12 protein-coding genes are annotated in these 24,382 nt (G+C 64.3%); 5 read left to right on the top strand and 7 right to left on the bottom strand.

All coding sequences use genetic code 11. The features are described 5' to 3' along the window. Positions 1–546 precede the first annotated feature (546 nt). The 3 genes from BCV67_RS12860 to purL form a co-directional block, all read right to left on the bottom strand. Positions 547–2,424 carry a S8 family serine peptidase gene (locus BCV67_RS12860; RefSeq protein ID WP_065868122.1) on the bottom strand — a complete coding sequence of 626 codons (1,878 nt, stop codon included), beginning with the start codon at positions 2,422–2,424 and terminating at the stop codon, positions 547–549. 131 nt (positions 2,425–2,555) lie between these two features. Next, positions 2,556–10,187 (bottom strand): ESPR-type extended signal peptide-containing protein, encoded by a 7,632-nt coding sequence (locus BCV67_RS12855; RefSeq protein WP_062169411.1) that lies wholly within the window; start codon positions 10,185–10,187, stop codon positions 2,556–2,558. Between the two features lie 437 nt (positions 10,188–10,624). Then, positions 10,625–14,506, bottom strand: a complete 3,882-nt coding sequence (purL, locus tag BCV67_RS12850; protein WP_062169414.1) for a phosphoribosylformylglycinamidine synthase — start codon at positions 14,504–14,506, stop codon at positions 10,625–10,627. 309 nt (positions 14,507–14,815) lie between these two features. Between purL and BCV67_RS20630 the strand changes: the two genes are divergently transcribed. Further along, the gene (locus tag BCV67_RS20630; protein WP_082746618.1) at positions 14,816–17,008 is read left to right on the top strand and encodes a glycosyl hydrolase family 18 protein; all 2,193 of its coding nucleotides are present in this window, start codon (positions 14,816–14,818) and stop codon (positions 17,006–17,008) included. A 76-nt stretch (positions 17,009–17,084) separates the two neighbouring features. On the opposite strand, the gene BCV67_RS12840 is transcribed toward BCV67_RS20630, so the two are convergent. Together BCV67_RS12840 and xerD are read right to left on the bottom strand one after the other, a co-directional pair. Then, on the bottom strand, positions 17,085–17,864 hold the full coding sequence (locus BCV67_RS12840) for a DsbC family protein (RefSeq protein WP_062169418.1): 780 nt from the start codon (positions 17,862–17,864) through the stop codon (positions 17,085–17,087). A gap of 290 nt (positions 17,865–18,154) precedes the next feature. Further along, complete coding sequence (xerD, locus tag BCV67_RS12835; protein ID WP_062169419.1) at positions 18,155–19,132, bottom strand: site-specific tyrosine recombinase XerD; 978 nt, start codon at positions 19,130–19,132, stop codon at positions 18,155–18,157. Between the two features lie 71 nt (positions 19,133–19,203). On the opposite strand from xerD, the gene BCV67_RS12830 reads away from it, so the two are divergent. Further along, positions 19,204–19,665, top strand: a complete 462-nt coding sequence (locus BCV67_RS12830) for an RDD family protein (protein WP_062169421.1) — start codon at positions 19,204–19,206, stop codon at positions 19,663–19,665. A 195-nt stretch (positions 19,666–19,860) separates the two neighbouring features. On the opposite strand, the gene lptG is transcribed toward BCV67_RS12830, so the two are convergent. Continuing rightward, positions 19,861–20,967, bottom strand: coding sequence for an LPS export ABC transporter permease LptG (gene lptG, locus BCV67_RS12825; protein ID WP_062169424.1), 1,107 nt, complete (start codon positions 20,965–20,967; stop codon positions 19,861–19,863). Then, positions 20,964–22,049 (bottom strand): LPS export ABC transporter permease LptF, encoded by a 1,086-nt coding sequence (gene lptF / locus BCV67_RS12820; RefSeq protein ID WP_062169425.1) that lies wholly within the window; start codon positions 22,047–22,049, stop codon positions 20,964–20,966. The genes lptG and lptF overlap by 4 nt, the downstream gene beginning before the upstream one ends. A gap of 105 nt (positions 22,050–22,154) precedes the next feature. Here lptF and BCV67_RS12815 point away from each other — a divergent pair, with 105 nt between their 5' ends. From BCV67_RS12815 to BCV67_RS12805, 3 genes are all read left to right on the top strand, one after another. Continuing rightward, positions 22,155–23,627 carry a leucyl aminopeptidase gene (locus tag BCV67_RS12815; protein ID WP_062169427.1) on the top strand — a complete coding sequence of 491 codons (1,473 nt, stop codon included), beginning with the start codon at positions 22,155–22,157 and terminating at the stop codon, positions 23,625–23,627. Between the two features lie 100 nt (positions 23,628–23,727). Continuing rightward, positions 23,728–24,153 carry a DNA polymerase III subunit chi gene (locus tag BCV67_RS12810; RefSeq protein WP_062169429.1) on the top strand — a complete coding sequence of 142 codons (426 nt, stop codon included), beginning with the start codon at positions 23,728–23,730 and terminating at the stop codon, positions 24,151–24,153. Positions 24,154–24,165: 12 nt separating this feature from the next. Beyond that, complete coding sequence (locus BCV67_RS12805; protein ID WP_057627321.1) at positions 24,166–24,354, top strand: YqaE/Pmp3 family membrane protein; 189 nt, start codon at positions 24,166–24,168, stop codon at positions 24,352–24,354. Positions 24,355–24,382 lie beyond the last annotated feature (28 nt).

Genomic DNA, 24,382 nt, shown 5'->3' with positions numbered 1-24,382 from the left:
TTTGTCTCAAAAGCTATGTTTTGAGAGGAACTTCACAAATCTCTCAAATAACTGAGATCTTGAAAAAATTTTCTTCTGAAACAGTTGCCTAGGCCTCTCGGCACTGCCGGACACCCCGGCAGGACAGGCACCGCCGAAGCAAACAAAAAAAGCCCACGGACGTTGCGGCGCGGGCTTCCCAAGGTTTTTCAGAAAATTTTTAGGGCGGTTCGATCATCTCCAGGGCGACAGGCGCAACAGTTGCGTTGCAGCAAAGCCGAGTGCGCTGGCTGGCGCCCCCTCCCGCCAGCCACGCCAAGTATTTCGCCAAAAGCGTCAAATTGATGGCACAAGAGCCAAGCCGAATGCTCGTGGCATGTGCCTGTTTGCCAAGGGCGTTGCAGTGTGCGGACATCTAAAGCGGTGGCCGATTAGCCGCACATACGGTCAATCATTGCGGCGTGCGCGGCTGCCCGTTCCGGCCTGGCTCCACTGGTTATCGGCAAAAAAAAAGAAACCCTGGCCACGCCAGGGTTTCTCTCCTGCCCTCGATGGAAATTGAAGCTGTTATTGACGCGCAGTCAAACTAACCCCGTCATAAGCACTTACCCCAACCAACTTCAAGTAGTAGGTGCCCCGCTTCGGTGCCGTAAAGCGCACAGTTTCGTTGTTGCCGGCACGCACCGAAAAAGCGTCCGACTGGGTTGGCTGCGGCTCCTTGTTCAAGCTCGCGTACAGAGAAACATCACCTGTGCCGCCGAAAGAGATAAAACTCAGCACCTGGCCTGCCTGTGCTTCGAAGCTGAAGATCTTGACGCTGCCCTTCCCGCCACTCAGGCCTTCCCTGGCGACCTTGTTTGCAAGCGGAGTGGCATCTGGAGCGCATTGCTGCTGTGCAGGATCGCAAGGAGGCGTCGTTACCTTCACCAACGCTGCCTCAACGTTGAGGATGCCGGCCCCCATCGGAGTTGAAGCGGGGACAGCAACAGGGAACGGCGTGGCAGTCTGCATCAGCAGATCGCGCATCTGCAGCCAGTTCAGCGGCGTCTTAACCACGCTTTGAACCATCGCTGCGGCAGCAGCTACATGGGGCGATGCCATCGAGGTACCTACGAGGCCTTCCACATACCATTCCGAGGTTGGCCGTTCCGTCCCCCCGTTGTACATCTGCCAGATCCAACCTTGAGCGTTGTTTTCGGCATTACCGCCTGGCGCTGAAATATCCACCCGTTTGCCGTAGTTGGAGTATCGGGTTGCCCTGCCTCCGTTCACCCCAGTGGCAGCAACGCTGATCACGTTGCTGCAGGATGACATCGTGTAACGGCCCGCATCACCGCTGTCGTTGCCCGCTGCGACGACGACGACACTGCCTTTGCCGACGGCAAAGTCAAAGGCATCCTGCAACATCGGCGAACACTCGCTCTCCTCGCTACTGCCGAGGCTGAGGTTGATCACTTCCGCCGGATTTGGGTTTATCGGTAGTCCAGGCACCTCGCCACCCACCGCCCACACCACCGCGTCGGCTATATCACCATCCCAGCCGCCGCAGGAGCCCAGCACGCGCAAGGGCATCACTTTGGCCTTATGCGCCAAACCGGCCACGCCAACGGCGTTGTTGGTTTCCTGGGCGATCGTGCCCGCAACATGCGTACCGTGCCAGGTGGTGGTATCTGCACGATGAGGACGGGAGGTAGCCCAACCGGTGCAATAGTTCTCCTCAACCCAGTTCCCTACGTCCCAGCCACCGGGGACGCGGTCGTCAGTATCACGGCGTGACGACCGCTTGTCGGAGATCATGTCATAGCCAGGAATCACGTTGGCCTGCAGGTCGGGGGTTGCCTCGATGATGCCGGAATCCAGTACAGCAACCACTACACCTTCCCCTTGTGATATCTCCCACGCCTGCGGTGCCTTGACACCAGAGACGGCGTTGGAAAAATTCCATTGCAGCCTGGGGTAGTCGGGATCCTGCGGCGTCATCGCCCGAGCAGCCACACCCATGTGGTGGTAAATCCGTTCCGCCCTGGCGTCCTCCACAGCGGGATTGGCCTTCAGTTCGCGTAGAAAGCTTTCTGCCTCCTGCGCATCCAGCATGCGGGTGGTGGAAACAACCCGCCAACCGGGCAACGCAGTGCGCCGCAACAACCCGGCTTTCACCGGTGCACGCGCAGCAGAGCGCGCGGTCGATGCCACAGGTCGATCCAGCGCCGCCCGTGAAACCGCTGCGGACAAGCCTTGATTAAGCATGGTCGTGCTGCTCAATTCTGACGTTCCAGCACGGTACTTGATCACGAAGCGCTGTCCGCCACTGAGCGGGGCCAGTTCTTTCATGAGCAGATTCTGCGAGGAAGCGATTCCCTCGGCGGCATACACCAGCGGAATCCCAGCCGACCCCATCAATACTGCGCCAGCAACTGCTACACCAAGCTGCGTGAGTTTCTTCATGTCGAATATCTCTTCTGGTTGAAGGAAAGAAGACCTGCTGCACTGGAACCCGAGCGGTGGTCTCTCAACCCGGCTGCCAGTGAAATCGGTGGCGGCAGGCCCGCGTCAGGCGACCGGGCCTGCCGTGGTGCTCACCAACCAAAGCCAGCGCCAATACCCACCGAGCTGTCATCGCTGCTGAAAGCACCGCCCAGAGTGACCGTCGCGCGATCACCAAAGGCCCGCTGGTAACCCACCGACAGCGCCGACTCACCACCCTGGAAGCCAACGCCGACGCCGACGCGGTTCTCGGTGCGTACCCCTGCGGCACTGGTCGCCATGTTCAACATGGCCGCACTCATCGCGCCCTGCCGATCGATGCGCTCGTCAATGTTCTGCAAGCGCCTGCCCATATCGCTGCGAAGTACCTCGAAGCTGTCGGCCATCGCACCAAACTTGCCATCGGTATAGGCATTTGCCGAAGCCGCGCTACGGTCAAGCTGCGCCTTGTTGACCGCGTCAGCGGCCTGGGTTCCTTCGGCAACATGGGTGATCTGGCGGTCATTGCCAGCGCTGCCCATGGACACCGTATTGGCGCGATCAGCAACCGAGCCCTGGCCGATTGCCACCGCACCCTCGGCGCGCACGCTGGCACCCTGCCCGATCGCCGTGCCGGCACCGGCACTGACCACCGCTCCCTGACCGATGGCGGTACCGGCGACAGCATTGACGCTGGCCCCCTCTCCCACTGCCACCGCGTTGACCGCGCTGACAGAGACCGCAGAGTTGGCACCAACGGCGGTACTGCCATCGGCCTCAACGCGAGAATGGCTACCGAGCGCGGTGTCATTCAAGCCCGCCGCATGGGCACCGTGACCGATACCTGTGCCCGCCACATCCGGAGCCTTGGCTTTGTCGCCAAGCACCACGCCTCCACTGCCGTTCTCGCCCACAACTCCACCGCTGCCGCCGCCAGTGGGATTTCCCTTGTTGGCGTGGATGGTTGTGATCTGCGTATCGAGGGCGGCCAACGCGTCTCCCACATTGCTGTAGTTGGCCCCCTGCACCATGTAGCTGGGTGCGACAAACAGACCCTGCATGCCAAGCGCCGCACCGCCACCGAGGATTCCGGCGATGGAACTCAGCGATTGGTACAGTTGCCCACCGTTGATCGCCTGCATGCTGTCCAGGGCGATATTGCCTGCCGCCACGTTATCCAGAGTGGTGCCCTGGATGCCGGCAAGCGTTACCTTGCTGCGCTCGCCATCGTCATAACTCACGATGTTGGCAGTAACCGACTCGACATCGCCGATCCTGTCGTCGATATCATTCACCCGCGTCTCTACCGCACCCACACGCTGGTTGGTGCTGTACAGCTGACCACCGTTGACCGCATCGGTACCGCTCTCGACAATCCGCCCAGCAGCGACGTTGATGATGCGCCGCGTCGCCGGACCATTGCTGCCATTGCCACCACCGACCGAGATGACGTTGGCTTCGGTCGCACGCGCGCCGGCGCCCAGCGCGACCGAATTGGCCCCCGACGCTCCCGCCGACGCGCCGATGGCAACGCTGTTTGCACCGTTGCTGGCAAAGGACGCGTAACCGATGGCAATGCCATTGACCGCCGTCGTTGCCGCCTGCCGACCCACAGCCAGGCTGTTACCTGCCCGCGCCGAGGCGTCAGCACCCAGGGCAGTGGCACCCACCGCGTTGGCGACGCTGGCAGCGCCGAAAGCACCCGCACGCTCGGCACTGGCAACTGCGCCCGACCCGGCCGCGACGGCGTTGCCGCCACTTGCCGTGGCTGCGGCTGTTCCGCTGGCCTGGAAGTACTTGCTGTTGGTGCTGGCGACACCGGCCACCGCATCCAGCTGCGACTTATTGACCGCATCGGTATCCTCGCTACCGGCGGCAACATTGGTGACCTGCCGCTCCGCACCTGCACTGCCCACCGATACCGCGTTGTCACGGTCGGCGACCGAGCCGGCCCCCAGGGCAACACTGTTCACTGCAGAGGCGACAGCGGAGTGGCCCAGCGCAGTGCTGTTCTGTGCGCTGGCCTGAGCGCCTCCACCCACTGCGGTAGTGGCATCCGCACTGGCCTGCGCCTGCGGACCTACCGCTGCCGCGCCACTGCCGGACGCTGTGCTTTGCGAACCCAATGCCAATGCGTCCTGTCCGCGAGCTGCCGCACCCGCACCTATCGCAATCGAACGCTCGCCCGAGGATTCACTGGCACTGCCCATTGCCACCGTCGCGTAACCACCGGCAATGGCCCCCTGGCCTGCGGCAAAACTTTCATCACCGCCCGCAAAGCTGTTGCTGCCGATAGCCGTCGCGCTGTTGCCATCCACGAAGTTGGCAAAGCCGAACGCGCTGCTATCGTTTCCATTGACCTGGTTGAAATTGCCTGCGGCGGTGCTGTTGGTTCCCGAAGCCGAGTTCACATAACCCAATGCGCTGCTGTAGTCGCCAGCGGCGACGTTGTAGCTGCCCACCGCCGTACTCTCGGCACCGCTGGCAATCGAGCCGACGCCTGCGGCAGTCGCACCGCTGCCGCTTGCTTGCGCATCGTCACTACCATCATCGGCACCATTGGCGGCGAAGTAGCGACTGGTATGCTGTCCTGCTTGGGCCACGGCCGCAAGCTGATCCAGGTTGACCGCATCGGTGCCCACAGTGCCTGCAGCAAGATTGGTGATCTGGCGCTCGGCGCCGGCGCTGCCAACAGACACCGCGTTGTCACGGTCCGCCACCGAGCCTGCACCCAAGGCAACACTATTCAATGCAGAGGCGATTGCTGAACTGCCCAGCGCAGTGCTGGACGCGGCTATCGCTTCTGATGAAGCGCCGACCGCGATGGCGGCATCGCCGCTGATCAGCGCATCATCGCTGCCGTCGTTGGCACCGCCGGCCTTGAAGTAGCGGCTGGTCTTGGCCTCGTTCGTGGCAAGCACATCCACTGCATCATCAAGCTGCGATTTGTTAACCGCGTCGGTACCTTCAGTCCCCGCCGCGACGTTGGTGATCTGCCGCTCCTCACCTTCAGCCCCCACCGATATGCTGTTGACGCGGTCGGCCAGTGAGTTAGAACCAAGTGCCACGCTGTTTGCGGCGATGGCTTCGGCATTGCTACCCAACGCCGTAGCCCCTTTTCCGCGGCTGATACTGCCATGCCCCAACGCGGTACTGTCGGCACCTGCCGCCCAACTGGCGGCACCTATCGCGGTGCCATCAAGACGCGACGCGCGCGCCCGGTAGCCAATCGCGGTGGCTTCAGCACCGAGCGCCTCGCTCAGGGCACCCGCAGCCAGTGAGAAGTGCCCCGCCGCATCCGCACCTGCACCGATGGCAGTGGCGGCATCGCCGCTGGCACTGGTGGACACTCGGTCAGCGGCATCTGCCGCCAACATTGCTGCGCCACCAATTGCGACGCTGCTTTGCCCGGATGCGGCCGCCTCAGCGCCCACCGCCACGCCGTAGGTACCTGCGGCAATCGCAGCTTCGCCCGCTGCAACCGAGCCTTCGGCAGCGGCAGTGGCGCCAAGATCGCTATCGACCATACCGGCCGCCTTGAAGTATTTGTCGGTTGTCGCTGCGACGCCGGCAACCTCATCGAGCTGCGACTTGTTGACCGCGTCGGTACTTTCAGTACCCGCAGCGACATTCGTAATCTGTCGCTCCGCCCCTGCATCACCAACGGATACCGTGTCGGCGCGTTCGGCAACTGAATTTGCACCCAGCGCAACGCTGTTGTTCGCCCTGGCGAAAGCACGCTGACCGAGTGCCGTTGCACCCTCCCCATCCGCCATGCTGTTGAATCCGACCGATGTACTGAAGTCAGCCGTCGCCCATGCACCGTTGCCGAACGCAGCCGACCCCGCTCCAGTGGCTTGCGTAACGAAAGTATCCAAGGCCAACCCACCCACCGCTGTGGCCTGCTCGCCGCTCGCCAGCGCGTAGCTACCCACTGCAGTTGCATGATCAGCTGACGCTTCTGCGAAAGCGCCCATCGCAATTGCATCCAAGCCACTGGTCATCGCCTTAACGCCGACTGCAATCGACTGCCTCCCCATCGCCAAGGCCAGCGAACCCAGTGCTATGTCATGGGCGCCACTTGCGGTTGCGGCCCAGCCAATAGCGGTGGCGCTATCGCCGCTGGCAGTACTGGCATGGCCCACAGCCAAGGTATCGATATTGCTGGCCGTTGCATCGACACCAACGGCGGTAGCATCCTGACCAAACGCAGACGCACCTGCGCCATAGGCAGAAGCGCCGTCACCGACCGCATTGGACGCCTCCCCCGAAGCGGTTGCAGCGTCGCCCTCAGCGTAGGCACCGGCATCGCTGTCAGCACTGCCCGTAGCAGCGAAGTACTTGCTGGTGTGCTGTGCAACCGAAGCTACCTCATCCAGCTGCGCCTTGTTGACCGCATCCGTTGCCTCGGTACCTGCCGCCACGTTAGTGATCTGACGCTCCATATCTACATCGCCCACGGACACGCTCATTTCACGGTTCGTAAGTGACCAGGCGCCTATTGCCACGCTGTTCTCGAACTCCGTATAAGCGGCATAGCCAAGCGCCATCGCCCTGTCCGACCGCGCGATAGCACCTTGCCCAACAGCGATAGCGTCGGCGTTGCTGGTGGCCATCACGCCAACCGCAATGGCGTTTTCACCAAGGGCCCCCGCCCCCGCACCCAACGCCAAACCGTAAGGCCCATAGGTCCTTGCGCGAACTAGATCCCTGGAATCACCATCGCGCAACAAGTAGGTGCCGCCAATGGCAACTGAGCCCACCCCTCGCGCATCTGACCTCTCCCCGATCGCCACCGCGTCTTCAGCGATAGCGAACGCCCTGGTTCCAATGGCCAAGGCGCCTGACGCCGTCGCCCTAGATCCCTCGCCAAAAGCAATGCTGCTCCGCCCGCTCGCCAAGGCACCCAAACCAAACGCGGCGGAACTCCCTTCAATGGCCGACGCCCCAGCCCCCAGCGCCATGCTGTTCACCGCTGTAGCCCGCGCACCGGCACCCGCAGCCAATGACTGCTCACCGGAAGCAACCACTCCGTCTCCCAGCGCCAAGCTGCGCTCGCCAATCGCAATCGAGTTGCTGCCTATTGCAGTAGCATTTTCGCCATCTACCAGATTGCTGAACCCGAACGCGCTGCTGTTGTCGCCATTTACCTGGTTGAAGTTGCCCACCGCCGAGCTGCTTGCGCCATTGGCGGTATTCACGTACCCAAGCGCACTGCTGTAGTTACCCGCGGCAATGTTGTAGCTACCCACCGCGGTGCTTTCGGCACCGCTGGCGATCGACCCCACACCGGCTGCAGTCGCTCCGATCCCTGCCGCTTGCGCATCATCACTACCATCGTTGGCACCCTCTGCCTTGAAGTAGCGACTGGTTCTGGCTTCATTCGTGGCCAATACATCCACTGCATCATCAAGCTGCGATTTATTCACCGCGTCGGTCTTTTCAGTGCCCGCCGCGACATTTGTGATCTGCCGCTCCGCCCCCGCATCACCAACGGATATCGTATCGGCGCGTTCAGCGACTGAATTGGAACCCAGCGCAACGCTGTTACTCGCCCTGGCGAAAGCACGCTGACCGAGCGCCGTTGCACCTTCCCCATCCGCCATGCTGTTGAATCCAACCGATGTACTTAAGTCTGCCGTCGCCCAAGCACCGTTGCCGAACGCAGCCGAACCAAATCCAGTAGCTTGCGTAACGAAAGTGTCCAAGGCCAAACCGCCGACCGCCGTCGCCTGCTCGCCGCTCGCCAAGGCGTAGCTGCCCACCGCAGTTGCATGGTCAGTTGACGCTTCCGCATAGGTGCCCATGGCAATCGCGCCAAATCCACTGGTCGTGGCCTCGGCCCCGGCTGCAACCGATTGCCCACCCGTCGCCGAGGCCAGGGAACCCAACGCTATGTCGTGGTCACCACTTGCAGTAGCAGCCCAACCGATAGCTGTGGCGCTATTACCGCTGGCAGTGCTGGCATGGCCCACAGCCAAGGCATCAATGTTGCTGGCCGTTGCATCAACACCAATGGCGGTAGCATCCTGGCCGAATGCAGACGCACCCGCACCATAGGCAGATGCGCCGCCACCCACCGCATTGGACGCCTCACCCGATGCAGTCGCGGCGTCACCCTCGGCATAGGCACCGGCATCGCTGTCAGCACTACCCGTAGCAGCGAAGTACTTGCCGGTGTGTTGTGCAACCGAGGCCACCTCATCCAGCTGCGCCTTGTTGACCGCATCCGTAGCTTCGGTACCTGCAGCTACATTGGTTATCTGCCGCTGCATGCCTTGCGCCCCTACAGAGACGCTGAGATCACGATCCGTCTTTGCCCCAGAACCTATTGCAACGCTGTCCTGATGCAAAGCTCTGGCTTTTATTCCAAATGCGATCGCTCGGTCCGCCCCCGCAAACGCGCTTTGCCCAACAGCGATGGTGTTTGCCCTGGTGCTTGTAGAAATCACACCTATCGAAATGGAATTCTCCCCGTCAGCTGAGGCGCCAGCCCCAAGTGCGACGCTGTAGCGTCCGGTTGCCGCCGTACCAAACGATCCTTCCGAATCCTCCTCCGCAAACACATAGCCGCCACCTATTGCGACAGCCGATTGCCCCAACGCAATTGACCCCGTCCCAAGTCCAATCGCTTGTTCACCTGCAGCTCTCGCTCCAGCTCCCAAAGCCATCGCACCTGTGCCCGATGCATCAGCCAGCAAGCCAATTGCCGTACTGATCCTCCCACTAGCTGCCGCTCCATACCCAAGCGCCGTAGAATCGTCTCCGGAGGCGGATGATCGTGTTCCCAACGCGATGCTGTTGACAGCTGTGGCTTGAGCGCCGGAACCAAGGGCCAATGAACTTGGCCCGGAAGCTAGCGCAGCATCTCCGGCTGCCATGCTGCTATCGCCGAGAGCAACCGAACTGTTGCCTATGGCAACCGCATTCTCGCCTTCGACAAAATTGGCGAAGCCGAACGCGCTGCTGTTTTCACCATCAACCTGGTTGAAGTTGCCGACCGCCGAACTGTTCCCCCCGGTTGCGGTATTCACGTAGCCAAGCGCACTCGCGTAATCGCCGCTGGCACTGCTATAGCTGCCAACCGCCACGCTTTCCGCACCGCTGGCGACCGCGCCGACGCCGGCTGCGGTCGCGCCCACGCCACTGGCCTGCGCGTCATCGCTGCCATCATTGGCGCCATTGGCGCTGAAGTAGCGACTGGTCTGCGTCGCTTCTTCGGCAACGGCGTTGAGCTGGGCGAGATTGACCGCGTCAGTGTCTTCGGTGCCGGCGGCAACATTGCTGATCTGCCGCTCATTGCCGACATCGCCAACCGACACCACGTTGTCGCGTGCAGCCACCGCATGCGCGCCCAGGGCGACACTGTTGCGGCCTTGTGCAACGGCAGCATTGCCCAGTGCCACGCTGCCCTCGGCCGAGGCCACGCTCTGCGCGCCGATGGCAACGGCATTGCTGCCAGCGGCGGTGGCATCGGCCTGCACCGCGCAATCAGCCAGATTGGCACTGCCCAACACGATGCATTTGGCGCTTCCACCCACGGCCACTGACTGTGCGTGCAGTGGTGCAACCTGCGCCCCTACCCCGAGTCCCAGGGCAATCGCGATCACCAGCAACTGCAATCGATGAGCCACCGTTGTGCGCTCGTCCACCACAGCACCTGCGCCGCCGCAGCTGGCCAATTCCGATGCCACCACCAACTGCCCCAGCGCTTTGTTCCACACCTTGCGATAAATCCGATTCATCGAAACTGCTCCTGAAGTGGACTGAGTTTTTCGCCGCAGGCGTGCTGGCTGATGCGGCATCGACGACTGATTGCGTTGACGTGTGCTGCTGTCTTTCCCCGTGCTGCTCGCATGCCTCGGGCTCACGCCCGTCGCCGGCAATACGCTGCGAGATGCAGCCGTACCTGTAGAGCGGCGCGAGTTTCAGAGCGCAGTGTTTTGAACGTCAAGTTTCCCGCTGACCCTTGAAAACAGCGGTTACAGCGGCGAAAACACGCTGTTTGGCGAAGCCCGTCATGAATTTTTTTTGACAAACAACTCTGTCTGCACACATGCGGACACAGTGCACGGACCAGACGGAAATCCACATTCCAGAACGGAAAAAGCCCGCAGGCGTTGGCCTGCGGGCTTCTTGGTTTTCGTATGTACTGAAACTATCTTTCGGCGTTTATGCCTGTTCAGCCGCACCATACTCTTGCGTTGCGGAACATCCGCAGCCACGGCGAATCTTCGCCCCAGCTGCTCGGTGCCCAGCTCAGGTTGACGCTACGCGGGGTGCGTTCCGGGTGCGGCATCAGGATGGTGACGCGGCCATCACTGCTGGTCAGGCCGGTGATGCCGTCAGGCGAGCCATTCGGATTGAGCGGGTACTGGCTGGCCACGCGGCCGTCGCCATCGACGTAACGCAGCGCGACGCTGGCCGCTGCCTGGTCCACCGCGCTGTCGAACTCGGCACGGCCTTCGCCGTGTGCCACCGCCACCGGCAGGCGCGAGCCGGCCATGCCACGCAGCAGGATGGACGGCGATTCCACCACTTCCAACAACGCCGTGCGTGCTTCGAACTGCTCGCTGGCATTGCGCAGGAACTTGGGCCAGTGCTCGGCACCGGGGATGATGTCCTTGAGCTGGCTCATCATCTGGCAACCGTTGCACACGCCCAGCGCGAAGGTATCCGGGCGTGCAAAGAAGGCCGCAAAGGCCTCACGCAGCGCCGGGCGTTCCAGGATGGAGGTTGCCCAGCCGCGACCAGCGCCGAGCACGTCGCCGTAGCTGAAGCCGCCACAGGCGGCGATGCCGCGGAAGTCGGACAACTGCACGCGGCCTTCGATCAGGTCGCTCATGTGCACGTCGTAGGCATCAAAGCCGACACGCTCGAAGATGTTGGCCATTTCAATCTGGCCGTTGACGCCCTGCTCGCGCAGGATCGCTACCTTCGGCCGTGCGCCGGTGGCGATGAACGGTGCCGCCACGTCCTCGGCCGGGTCGAATGCCAGCTTCGGCTTCAGCCCCGGAGCGTTGAAATTGCGGGCAATGGCGCGTTCCTGATCGGCTGCGTCCGGGTTGTCACGCAGCTTCTGCATGGCGTGGGTCACCGACCACCAGGCATCGAACAGTTCTTCCCAACGCCATTCCACCAGCGTGTCGCTGCCCAGTTGCACGCGTACGGCAGGTGCGGTGCTGGGGCGGGCGATGCGCTGTGCGCACTCGGTCAGGGCATGGCGTTCGACCAGGTCGGCAAACGCGGCGCGGTCTTCCTTGGCGATCTGCACCACGGCGCCGAGTTCTTCGTTGAACAGGCTGCGGAACGGATCATCGCCCCAGGCATCGAGCACGATGTCCAGGCCCATGCGCGAGGCGAAGGCCATTTCGCACAGGGCGGCGAAGGCGCCACCGTCGCTGCGGTCGTGGTACGCCAGCAACAGGCCGGACTCACGTGCATCGCAGATCAACTCGAAGAACGCACGCAGGCGCTGCGGGTCATCCAGGTCCGGCACTTCACCGGCGAACGCCGGCAGCGCGCTGTGATCGGCCTGGGTCTGCGCCAGGATTGAGCCACCCAGGCGCTGCTTGCCAGCGCCCAGACCAATCAGCCACAACTCGCTTTCGGTCTCGCGGTCGAGCAGCGGCGTGAGCTGCTGGCGGGCATCGCTGACCGGGGCGAACGCGGTGATCACCAGCGACACCGGCGAGACCGACTTCTCGGCCTGGCCATCGGCCTGCCACTGCGCCTGCATCGACAGCGAGTCCTTGCCCACCGGGATGCTGATATCCAGCTGCGGGCACAGTTCCATGCCCACGGCCTTTACCGCGTCGTACAGCAGCGCGTCTTCGCCGTTGTGACCGCAGGCGGCCATCCAGTTGGCGGACAGCTTGACCGTATCCAACGCGGTCACCGGTGCGGCACACAGGTTGGTGATGGCTTCGCCCACCGCCATCCGTGCCGACGCGGCTGCATTCAACAAGGCCAGCGGGGTGCGTTCGCCCAGCGACATCGCTTCGCCGGCATAGGCATCAAAGCCGGCAAGGGTGATGGCCACATCGGCCATCGGCAACTGCCACGGGCCGATCATCTGCTCGCGCGCGGTCAGGCCGCCGACGCTACGGTCACCGATGGTGACCAGGAAGCTCTTGGAGGCAACGGTCGGGTGTGCAAGCACACGCAGGCCAGCGTCATGCAGATCGATGCCAGCGGTCTTCAGCGACGGCCAACGCGGTGCCGGCGGATGCACGGCATCGCGGTGCATCTTCGGCGCCTTGCCGAACAGGACATCCATCGGCAGATCGATCGGCGCATCGGCCGGGGTATTGCCCGGGGTCGCCCCATAGGCCACGACCAGATGCTCTTCGCTGGTGGCGACGCCAACGGCGGCAAACGGGCAGCGCTCGCGTGCGCAGATGGCGGCGAACTCGGCCAGGCGCTCCGGCGCCACGCCAAGCACATAACGTTCCTGCGACTCGTTGCACCACAGTTCCAGCGGCGACAGCGAGGGATCGTCGGTGGGCACCTTGCCCAGGTCGATCACGCCGCCAACGTTGGAGTCGTGCAGCAGTTCGGGGATGGCGTTTGACAGGCCACCGGCGCCGACGTCGTGGAAGAATTTGATCGGGTTGTTCGTACCCATGGCCACGCAACGGTCGATCACTTCCTGGCAGCGGCGTTCCATTTCCGGGTTGTCGCGCTGCACGCTGGCGAAGTCGAGGTCTTCGGCACTTTCGCCCGAAGCCACCGACGAGGCCGCACCGCCGCCCAGGCCGATCAACATGGCCGGGCCGCCGAGCACGATCACCGCGTCACCGGCCTGCAGCTGCAGCTTGTCGACCTGCACGCGGTCAATCGCGCCCAGGCCGCCGGCCAACATGATCGGCTTGTCGTAGGCGCGGGTGATGCCGTCTTCCGGCAGCTCGAAGCTGCGGAAATAGCCCAGCAGGTTCGGCCGGCCGAATTCGTTGTTGAACGCGGCGCCGCCGAGCGGGCCGTCAAGCATGATGTCCAGCGCCGGCGCCATGCGCGGGTTCAGCGCGCGCGGCGCTTCCCACGGCTGCGGCAGGGTCGGGATGCGCAGGTGCGAGACCGAGAAGCCGGTCAGGCCGGCCTTGGGCTTGCCGCCACGGCCGGTGGCACCTTCGTCGCGGATTTCGCCGCCGGCGCCGGTCGCGGCACCGGGGAACGGCGCAATCGCGGTCGGGTGGTTATGCGTTTCCACCTTGATCTGGAACGCACTGGGCACCACCGCTTCGCTGCGGTACTTGCCGGTGGCCGGGTCCGGGCGATAACGCGCGGCCGGTTCACCTTCAATCACCGCGGCATTGTCGCTGTACGCGCTGAGCGTGTGCTGCGGGGTCTGCTGGTGGGTGTTCTTGATCATCTTGAACAGCGAGCGGTCCTGCTCGTTGCCGTCGATGGTCCAGCTGGCATTGAAGATCTTGTGCCGGCAGTGTTCGGAATTGGCCTGCGCGAACATCATCAGTTCGACGTCGGACGGGTCACGGCCGAGTTCGCTGTAGCGCTGGCGCAGGTAATCGATTTCGTCGTCGGCCAGGGCCAGGCCGAGGCGCTTGTTGGCCCCTTCCAGGTCATCCAGCGCAATCCGCTCCAGGGTGCCGCGGCCCACATTGTTGAACAGCGCCTGTGCTTGGCCTATATCGGCCAGCAGCGACTGGGTCATCGGGTCGTGCAGCAGCTTGGCAACCGCCGCCTGCTGGGCTGGATCGGCCGGCCAACCGCTCAGATCAATGCGGGTACCGCGTTCCACCCGCTGGATCGGCAGGCCGGCACCGCGCACCAGCTCGGTGGCCTTGCTCGACCAGGGCGACAGCGTGCCCAGGCGTGGCACCACGAAGCGGGAAACCGCGCCTTCGGCGCGTTCGGCGGCCTGTGGCTGACCCTGTAGGATGCGGCCCAGCGTGGTCTGGTCGACCGCGCCGGCATCGGCGGCCTGGGTGAAATAGACGTGCCAGGCACCGGTGATGCGCAGATCGGCGGCAATGGACTGCAGGCGGGATTCAAGACGTTCGCGGCGGAACGGCGAAAGGGCAGCTGCGCCCTCGAGGACGATCATGTCCGGGAGACCATGGTGGGAATCGGCCCGCGATTGTACCGGACTCGGCCGCCCCAAGCCTCAGCCTGCTGGCTACCGGAAGTCCTCAGCAATGACGCGGATCACACCGACAGCAGGCAGGGATGGGCAAAACGCGCCGCCGATTTTGACATCGTTATCCTCAATCGGCCGGCAGCAGCTTGCCGGCCCACGGGCTCGGATCCGGGCGCATCGCGCTTCCCAAAGCAGCTTCTTCAGGCCAGGCAGCAGCTTGCCCGGCATGCCGAAGGCGTGTCCGTGCGCACCCCAACCATCAGAAGGAGCCCCACCATGACGGAACATTCCCGGCAGCCCTGTCTGCCCTCATTCATCCGCGCCCGCCCGCCCAGCGCGCGCTTGCGCCTGCGCGTGGTGCTCGCACTGGCCACGGCCACGGCCGGCGTGCTGCCCGCCGCCCACGCGGCGGACTGTACGGGGATCAAACCCTGGCTGGGCACCACCATCTACCAACCCGGCGACCACCTGCAGAAAGCAGGCGTGCAGTACCGGGTTCGCCAAACCATCTGGAACGCCCCGCCCGATCACCCGGCCGGTCGGCGCTACTACGACAATCTGGGCCGTTGCGACGCCGGCCCGCCGGCTGCCAACACGCCCCCGCAGGTTCGCCTGACCTCGCCCGCCGCGGGCAGCCGCTTCAGCGTCGGCAGCGCCATCACCGTCACCGCTGACGCCCGCGACAGTGATGGCAGCATCCGCAAGGTCGAGTTTTTCCGCGATGGCATCTCCGTCGGCAGCGTCGGCAACGCGCCTTACAGCCTTGTCTGGCGGGGTGCGGCGGCAGGTAGCTACGTACTGATGGCGGTAGCTACCGACGACCGCAACGCCAGCACCAACTCCGCAACGGTCAAGGTGGTGGTCACTGCGCCCGACAAGGACATCATCCCGCCCTCCATTCCCACCGGGCTGGCCGTGGCCTCGCGTAGCGCAAACAGCATCGCCCTGCAGTGGAATGCCGCCAGCGACAACCCCGGCGGCAGCGGCGTGGCCGCTTATATCCTGTACCGCGACGGCCGGCAGATCGCCTCACTGGGCACCACCGGTTTCACCGACACCGGCCTGAGCGCGGCCACCGCCTACCGCTATGCGGTCAGTGCGCGTGACAAGGCGGGCAACGCCTCGGCGATCAGTACAGCCATCAGCGCCAGTACCCTGGCCGAGGACACCGGTGGCGGTGATCCCGTGAATCCCAACCCGAATCCCGATCCCAAGCCAAACCCCGATCCCGGCGATCCGGGCACGTCGGCCACAACCGGCAAGCGGGTCATCGGCAATTTCACCCAGTGGGGCATCTATGGCCGCAATTACCGGGTCAAGAACATCGACAGCAGCGGCTCGGCGGCGCAGCTGACCCACATCAACTACGCCTTCGGCAACGTCCGCAACAACCGCTGCGAAGTCGGCGTTACCCAGGCCGCCAACCCGGCCAGTGGTGCCGGTGGCGATGCCTATGCCGATTACACCCGCAGCTTTGGCGGCAGCGAGAGCGTCAGCGGTGTCGCTGACCGATGGAACCAGCCGCTGCGCGGCAACTGGAACCAGCTCAAGCAGCTCAAGGCCAAGCACCCGCAGCTGAAGACCCTGATCTCGTTGGGCGGATGGACCTGGTCACGCGGCTTCTCCAGCGCAGCGCGCCCGGAGAACCGCCAGGCCTTTGTCGCCTCCTGCATTGATGCGTATATCAAGGGCAACCTGCCGTTCACCGACAACGCCGGTGGCAAGGGCGTCGCCGCAGGCGTGTTCGATGGCATCGACATCGACTGGGAATATCCGGCCGCCTGTGGCCTGAGCTGTGGCACCCCGGCCGACCGCGACAACTTCACCGCGCTGCTGGCCGAGTTTCGCCGCCAGTTGGATGCGGTGCGTCCCGGGCTGCTGCTGACCGTGGCGGTCGGCGCCGGCATCGACAAGATCCGCCAGACCGATCCGGCGGCCTACCACCGCTACCTGGATTTCATCAATGTGATGACCTATGACTTCCATGGCGCCTGGGCCGGCACCACCAACCACCACACCGCCCTGTTCCACTCGCCGGCCGATCCGTCACGTGGTGACACCGCTCTTTACAACAGCAACGACGCCATCGAGGCCTACCTGCAGCGCGGCGTGCCGGCCGCCAAGTTGAACCTGGGCGTGGGCTTCTACGGCCGTGGCTGGACCAATGTGGCCGCGACCAACAACGGCCTGTACCAGAGCGGGCGGCCGGCAAACGGCAGGTTCGAGGCGGGCATCGAGGACTGGAAAGTGCTCAAGAACCTCGGTTGGCCGGTGTATACCGACGCGGCCGCACAGGCCACCTGGCTGTACAACGGCAGCACGTTCTGGAGCGTGGACACGCCGGAAATGCTGGGCCGCAAGATGGCCTACGTCAAAGCGCAGGGCCTGGGCGGTGCCTTCTTCTGGGAGTTCAGCGGCGATGACGCCCAGGGCACCCTGGTCAACAGCATCGGCAAGGGCCTGAAATAAGCCTCAGCCAAAACCAAAACGCCCCTCTCGTTGCCGGGAGGGGCGTTGCCTGTTCATGCATTGGCCGGCGGTGCTATCAGCGGCTGCCGCTGCCTTCCATGCGGTCCAGCGTTGCCTTCAGCTGCGCCGGCGGCAGGTAGCCACCCAGCTGGGTACCATCGGCGGCAAAAATCGCCGGCGTGCCATTGATGCCCAACTGCTGGCCCAGGTTGTACTGCATGGCCACCGGGTTGGTGCAGTTCTTTGCCGGAACCGGCTGGCCGGTCTTGGCCGAGGTCAGTGCGGCCTTGCGGTCGCTGGCGCACCACACCGAGATCATGTCGGTGGCGTCCTTGCTGGCCAAGCCCATGCGCGGGAACGCCAGGTATTCCACGGCGATGCCATTGCGGTTCAGCTCGGCAATGTCCTGATGCAGCTTGCGGCAGTAGCCGCACTCGATATCCGTGAACACGCTGATGGTGTGCTTGGCATTGGGCGGCGCAAACACGATGCGGTCCGAATGCGGCAGGGTTTCCAGCAAGCCACGACGGTAGGCCAGCAGGCCCGGGCTGGTGGCCTGGGTCTTGTTGGCGATGTCATACGGGGTGGTCTGCAGCAGGTAGCGGCCGTCGTCGGTGACGTACAGCACCTGGCCGGACACGATCACCTCGCGGAAACCGGCGAACGGTGCCGCGCCGATGTAATCGGGCTTGAAGTTCGGATCCAGTTCCTTGAGCGCATCGCGCACGCGCTTCTCGACCGCCGCATCGGTGGCCGGGACAGCGGCTGTGGCAGCGGTCCTGGAGGCTGCGGGCTGTTGCGCGCAGGCGGTAAGGCTCAGCGCTCCAAACAGCGCGGCAATGGCAAATCGGAACATGGCGACCCATCGAAAGAGAACGGGGCGATTCTCGCACACCCGCCGTGCACAGCTCCGCAACTGGCAGGTCATCGGCCGTGTAGAGCGCGTAAGAAGGCAGGCCTGTAGGAGCGGCGTCAGCCGCGAAAGCAGCTGAACCGGCAGCCAGTCTGTAGTGCCGAGCCGTGCTCGGCAGGCGCTTTACCGGTAGTGCCCCAGCCGGCATGGTTCGGCTCTACAAGGCATTTCCGGCTTTACCGGCTTCGCGGCTTACGCCGCTCCTGCAAAAGCACACGGCGGCCAACGTAGGCTCAGCCGCGCGGATGGTGTTTGCGGTGCAGCTTCTGCAGGTGTTCGCGGGCCACCAAGGTATAGATCTGGGTGGTGGACAGGGAACTGTGGCCAAGCAACATCTGCAGCGCGCGCAGGTCGGCGCCGTGATTGAGCAGGTGGGTGGCAAAACTGTGCCGCAGCCCGTGCGGGCTGATCTTGCCGGGATCGATGCCGGCCACCGCGGCACTGGTCTTCACCAAGGCCCAGAACTGCTGGCGGGTTAGCGGAGTACGGTCCACGTCCACGAACAGCGGCACCTGGCCGCTCGGGGTCGCCGCGACCGGCTTGCCGCCGGCAAGCAGCGGGCGCGCGGTGGCGAGGTAGCGCTCCAGCCAGTACTGCGACTCTTCGCCCAACGGCACCAGCCGCTCCTTGCTGCCCTTGCCGGTCACCCGCAGCACGCCCTGGCGCAGATTGACTGCATTTGCCGGCAGATTGACCAGCTCGCTGACCCGCAGGCCGGCGGCGTACATCAGCTCCAGCATGGCGCGGTCACGCAGCCCGGTCGGGGTCTCCACATCCGGCGCCTTCAACAAGGCCTCGATCTGGCTTTCTGCCAGCGCCTTGGGCAAGGAGCGCGGCAGCTTGGGCGATTCCAGCAACGCGGCGGGGTCTTCGCTGCGCTCGCCGCGCTTGAGCGCCTGGGCAAAAAAGGCCCGCAGCACCGACAGCAGACGCGCGTTGCTGCGCGCGGTCCAACCGTGTCGGGTACGCCAGGCCAGGTAATCAAACAGGCCAGCGCGGTCGATCCCGGCCAGGCCGTCATTGGCGCCATCGCGCCAGCGCGAGAGGCCTTCCAGGTCACGCCGATAGCTGTCCAGCGAGGCTCGGGCCAGGCCGTGCTCGGCCCAGATCGCATCCAGGAAACGTTGGATCAGGCGCTCATCGGCAGCGCGCAGGGGCGGCAACTGCTGTACCAGCTGGCGGCGTTCGGCGGGAGTAAGTGCGGCAGACATCGGCGCAAGGATAAGCGCTGCGCCCTCGCCTGCCCATGCACGCCGACAGCCACAAATCGTATGCTCGGCGCATGAGCACACCTGCCCTCGCCCAGACGCCCCGTCCTTCCGCGTTGTTGCTGCGCCGCCTGGCCGCGCTGTTCTATGACCTGTGGCCGGTACTGGCCTTGTGGATGCTGGTCTCGGCACTGTTCACCGTCGGCTACGCGCTGGCCGGACACGCCAGCCGCGAGAACATCCACCCGTTCAGTGCCCTGCAGTGGCTGCTGTGGCTGAGCTGCTGGCTGATTGCCGGGCTCTACGCCACCGAAAGCTGGAAGCGTGGCGGGCAGACCCTGGGCATGCGGCCATGGCGCTTGCGCCTGCAGACCGTGGACGGGCAGTCGCCAAGCCGGGCGCTGCTGTGGAAACGCTATGCGCTGGGCAGCCTGTCGCTGCTGCTGGCCGGGCTGGGTTTTTTCTGGGCACTGGTCGACCGCGAACGCCTGACCCTGCACGACCGCCTGAGCGGCACCCGCCTGCAGAAACTGTAGTGCCGAGCCATGCTCGGCAGGGGCATTGCCAATATTGCCGCCTAATGCCGAGCCATGCTCGGCAGACGCCCTCCACGCAGCCTTTGTAGGAGCGGCGTAAGCCGCGAAGCTGCAGATCCCCATGATTGCAGGGATGCCGGTGATTTCATTGTCACCGGCTTCGCGGCTTACGCCGCTCCTACAACAGCCTTGCTATCAGCCTACTCGCCGTCGTGACAGCCAGGCGGAGATGCCCAGCATCATGATCGGCGGCAATGCGTAGGCGATGCGGTAATCAAACTTCAGCGCACCGGCCATGCGCCCGAAGAACATCTGCAGCAGCAGGAAGCCCAGCGCGAACAGCATGCCCAGGAACAGGCGCTTGCCCATACCGCCACTGCGCAGCGAACCAAACGCAAACGGCACCGCCGCCAGACACAGCGCCAGCACGTTCAGCGGGTAGAACCAGCGACCCCAGTAGGTGTCTTCGTATTCCCGCGCGTCCAGGCCATTGCGCTTGCGGTAGTCGATGCTGGTTTTCAGCTCACCTGCACTGAGGTTGCGTGGTTTGGCCAGGCCGGAGGCCAGCGCTGCCGCGTCCAGCTTGGACGCCCATTTCTCGCTGGGCAGTTCCTGCCGGCTGACCGAACGCTCGGCGAAGGTGTCACGGCGCACCGTTTCCAGCACCCAGCCCTGATGATCGTGGCGGGCGGTCTGGGCGTAGGTCAGGCTCAACAGGCGCCCGTCTTTACCCAACTGGTACAGGCGCACGTCATGCAGCAGCAGGGTTGACTGACCGTCGGCACTGACCTGCTCCTCGCCCGTCTGCGCGTTGAGGAAGGTATCGCCCTCGCGCGCCCACAGGCCCGAATAGCGGGCCGTGGCGATATCGGTGTTGTAACGGGCGCTGGTCTTGAGCGCATCAGCGCGGTTCTGTGCCCACGGCGCCAGGGTTTCGCCGTTGGCCACCATCAGCACGGTCAGCAGCGACAACGAGACCGCCACCGAGATGGCAATGCGCCGGCGCGACAGGCCAACTGCACGCAAGGCGGTCAGTTCCGAGGTGGCAGCCAATTGGCCCAGACCCATCAGCGCACCGATCACCGCCGCCATCGGGAACATGGTGTAGGCACGGCGCGGCAGCGTATAGGCCACCCAGGCCAGCGCATGGCCAAAGCTGTAATGGCCCTGGCCGATTTTCCCGGCTTCACCGGACAAGGCCATGATCGCGTCCAGGCCCAGCAACACCATCCACACCACCAGCACCGTGAACAACACGGTACGGCCTACATAGATGTCATGAATCCGCGGCAGCAGCCTCATGCCTTGGCCCCCACACGGCGGCGACTCAGGCGCCCATCACGGAAGTACAGCCACACCGCCAGGATCAGCAAGGGCAAGGTCAACCACCACATTCCAACCTCCACCGGCAGCTTGCCCGACGCCAGCCACTGCCGGCCAAGAATGCTCAGGCTCACGCCCACCGTATAAGCCAGGAAGGCGACCATGATGCGGCCGTAGCGCTGCTGTCGCGGTGCGCTGCGGGCAAGCGGCAAGGTCAGCAGGGCAAACGCCAGCGCCAGCAGTGGCGGGGTGAGCCGCCAATGCAACTGGGCCTTGGCCTCGGGCCGCGCATCACCCAGCAACTGGCTGGTGGGCAGCATTTCCGGATCGTTCTGGTCACGCACTTCATCGCGGTCCGGCAGGGCCACTTCATTGCGCGCGTAGCGCATCAGCCGGTAGTCCAGCGCGCCGTTTTCCGGGCCCTCGACCCGGTAGCCATCTTCCAGCCGCAGGTAGCGCTGACGCTCGCCTTCAAAGAACATCGCACCGCTGTTGGCCGAAACCACGTCGATGCGACCTTCCTTCTGCCGTTGCATGAACACCTTGCCCATCCTGGTGCCATCACCGGCCAGGGATGACAGATAGACCACGCCACCACCGGCCAGCGGGGTGAACTGGCCCGGTTCCAGCCCGGCCACCACCATGCTGCGGCTGGCGTCCTGCAGCATCTGCTCGGCATTGCGGTCGGCCCAGGGGCCCAGCCACAGCGAGCAGGCCGCAACCAGCCCCACCACCGGTACGGTCAGCAGCATGATCGGCCTGAGCAGGCGTTTGGGGCCGACGCCCACGCCGGTCAGCACCGCCATTTCTGAATCTCGGTACAGGCGGGCAATGGACAGGGCCAGCCCCAGCATCAGTGCCAGCGGCAGGATGATGGGCAGGTAGACGATGAACTGCAGCCCCAGCTGGGACAGCATCAGCCCGGCGGGAATGCGCCCGTCGGCGATCCGGCCGAGGATGTCGACCAGCACACCGCCCATGCTGACTACCAGAAGTACGGTCAAAGTGGCCAGAAAGCTCTGGAGGAAGTCGCTCAGAAGGTAGCGGTCAAGCTTCGCCATAGGGTCGGTGGTTTAAACTCTCGGTTTAGTCCGCAGAACGCCCGGCCTCGATGGCCCCGCGTATACAGCCTGCGATTGTACGGATTTGGCAACGGAATCTGATCAATGTCTCTGGAATTCACCCTGAACCACGCCGCCCCCGCCTCTGCCGAGGTGGATTGCGTCATTGTTGGCGCCTTCTCTGACAAGACGCTGTCACCGGCCGCAAAGGCCCTGGATACGGCCTCTGGCGGCCGTTTGGCGGCGCTGATCGAACGCGGCGATGTCGGCGGCAAGACCGGCAACACCACCTTGCTGCACGATCTGGCCGGCGTCAGCGCCGCGCGCGTGCTGGTGGTTGGCCTGGGCGACCCGGCCAAGTTCGGCGTGGTGCAGTACCTGAAGGCCGCCGGCGACGCCGCCCGCGCCCTGAAGAGCGGCAACACCCGCAGCGCGCTGTTCACCCTGAACGAATTGGATGTCAGCGGCCGCGACAGCGCCTGGAAGGTGCGTCAGGCGGTGATCACCGCCAACCACGCCAGCTACCGCTACACCGCCACCTTGGGCAAGAAGAAGCCCGAAGCCCCGGGCCTGGAGTCGCTGGCCATCGCCAGCAACGATGAAACCGCGCTGCTGCAGGGCCAGGCCATCGCCGCCGGCGTGGAATACGCCCGCGAGCTGGGCAACCTGCCGCCGAACTACTGCACCCCGGCCTACCTGGCCGAATCCTCGGTCAAGTTCGCCGCCGAACACGACGGCGCCGAAGCCGAGATCCTGGACGAGGCGCAGATGGAAGCGCTGGGCATGGGCTCGCTGCTGGCCGTGGCCCGTGGTTCGGCCAACCGCCCCAAGCTGGTCGTGCTGAAGTGGAACAACGGCGGTGACGCCAAGCCCTACGTGCTGGTCGGCAAGGGCATCACCTTCGACACCGGCGGCGTCAACCTGAAGACCCAGGGCGGCATCGAGGAAATGAAGTACGACATGTGCGGTGGCGCCAACGTCATCGGCACCTTCGTCGCCACGGTCAAGGCCAAGCTGCCACTGAACCTGGTAGTGGTGGTGCCGGCGGTGGAAAACGCCATCGACGGCAATGCCTACCGTCCGTCGGACGTGATCACCTCGATGTCCGGCAAGACCATCGAAGTGGGCAATACCGACGCCGAAGGCCGTTTGATCCTATGCGATGCGCTGACCTATGCGCAGCGCTTCGAGCCGGCCGCACTGATCGACGTGGCCACCCTCACCGGCGCCTGCATGGTGGCCCTGGGCCACCAGACCGCCGGCCTGATGAGCAAGCACGACGACCTGGCCAACGAACTGACCGCTGCCGGCGAAAACGTGTTCGACCGCGCCTGGCGCCTGCCGCTGTGGGACGAGTACCAGGGCATGCTGGACTCGAGCTTTGCCGACGTCTACAACATCGGCGGCCGCTGGGCCGGCGCCATCACCGCTGGCTGCTTCCTGTCGCGCTTCACCGAAGGCCAGCGCTGGGCGCACCTGGACATCGCCGGCGTTGCCAGCGATGAAGGCAAGCGTGGCATGGCCACCGGTCGCCCGGTCGGTCTGCTGACCCAGTGGTTGCTGGATCGCGTTGCCTGAGCAAAGCCGGGCTCGAAAGCAGGGCCAGCGTCGGGCAATACCCGGCGCAGGCCCCTGCTGACCCCGCTGTTTCACCCTCTTCCCTCCACTTCCTAGTGACCTGATGCGCGCCGACTTCTACCTGATCGCCAAGCCGCGTTTTCTCACCGAACCGTTGAAGCTGGTGTGCGAGCTCGCACGCAAGGCCAACGACGGCGGTCTGTACACGCTGGTGCTGGCCCGCGACCAGGCCCAGGCCGAGGAGCTGGACGAGCTGCTGTGGTCGTTCGACCCGGACGCCTATATCCCGCACCAGATCATCGGTGAGGACGTGGACGAGGAAGAAGCCATCGTGCTGATCGCCGCGCCCGGCGCCGAAGCACCGGAGCGGCCACTGGTCATCAACCTGCGCGATGAGCCCTACCTGGGCAGCTGCGACCGCGTACTGGAAGTGGTGCCGGCCGATCCGGCCGCGCGCGAACCGCTGCGTGAGCGCTGGCGCCAGTACAAGGCCGCCGATTACACGCTCAACAAATACGACATGTAAGGGATTACACGCATGCGCCTGCTGATTGCCATCCTGCTGCCGTGGCTGGCCTTTTTCACCATCGGCCGTCCGATTTCCGGCATTGTCTGTCTCATCCTGCAGATCACCTTGATTGGCTGGCTGCCAGCAGCCATCTGGGCTGCCTATGCCGTCAGCCAGTACCACACCGACAAAAAGATCCAGCGCGCACTCGGCCGCTGATCCCCCTCCCGCTTTTACCGGTTCCCCC

Source organism: Stenotrophomonas nitritireducens, assembly GCF_001700965.1.
GTDB lineage: Bacteria > Pseudomonadota > Gammaproteobacteria > Xanthomonadales > Xanthomonadaceae > Stenotrophomonas > Stenotrophomonas nitritireducens_A.
This window is presented reverse-complemented; position numbering and strand designations above follow the sequence as displayed.

Coding starts and splice junctions, on each gene's coding strand:
- BCV67_RS12860 (WP_065868122.1), bottom strand. CDS start 2,424: ATGAAGAAACTCACGCAGCTTGGTGTAGCAGTTGCTGGCGCAGTATTG.
- BCV67_RS12855 (WP_062169411.1), bottom strand. CDS start 10,187: ATGAATCGGATTTATCGCAAGGTGTGGAACAAAGCGCTGGGGCAGTTG.
- purL (WP_062169414.1), bottom strand. CDS start 14,506: ATGATCGTCCTCGAGGGCGCAGCTGCCCTTTCGCCGTTCCGCCGCGAA.
- BCV67_RS20630 (WP_082746618.1), top strand. CDS start 14,816: ATGACGGAACATTCCCGGCAGCCCTGTCTGCCCTCATTCATCCGCGCC.
- BCV67_RS12840 (WP_062169418.1), bottom strand. CDS start 17,864: ATGTTCCGATTTGCCATTGCCGCGCTGTTTGGAGCGCTGAGCCTTACC.
- xerD (WP_062169419.1), bottom strand. CDS start 19,132: ATGTCTGCCGCACTTACTCCCGCCGAACGCCGCCAGCTGGTACAGCAG.
- BCV67_RS12830 (WP_062169421.1), top strand. CDS start 19,204: ATGAGCACACCTGCCCTCGCCCAGACGCCCCGTCCTTCCGCGTTGTTG.
- lptG (WP_062169424.1), bottom strand. CDS start 20,967: ATGAGGCTGCTGCCGCGGATTCATGACATCTATGTAGGCCGTACCGTG.
- lptF (WP_062169425.1), bottom strand. CDS start 22,049: ATGGCGAAGCTTGACCGCTACCTTCTGAGCGACTTCCTCCAGAGCTTT.
- BCV67_RS12815 (WP_062169427.1), top strand. CDS start 22,155: ATGTCTCTGGAATTCACCCTGAACCACGCCGCCCCCGCCTCTGCCGAG.
- BCV67_RS12805 (WP_057627321.1), top strand. CDS start 24,166: ATGCGCCTGCTGATTGCCATCCTGCTGCCGTGGCTGGCCTTTTTCACC.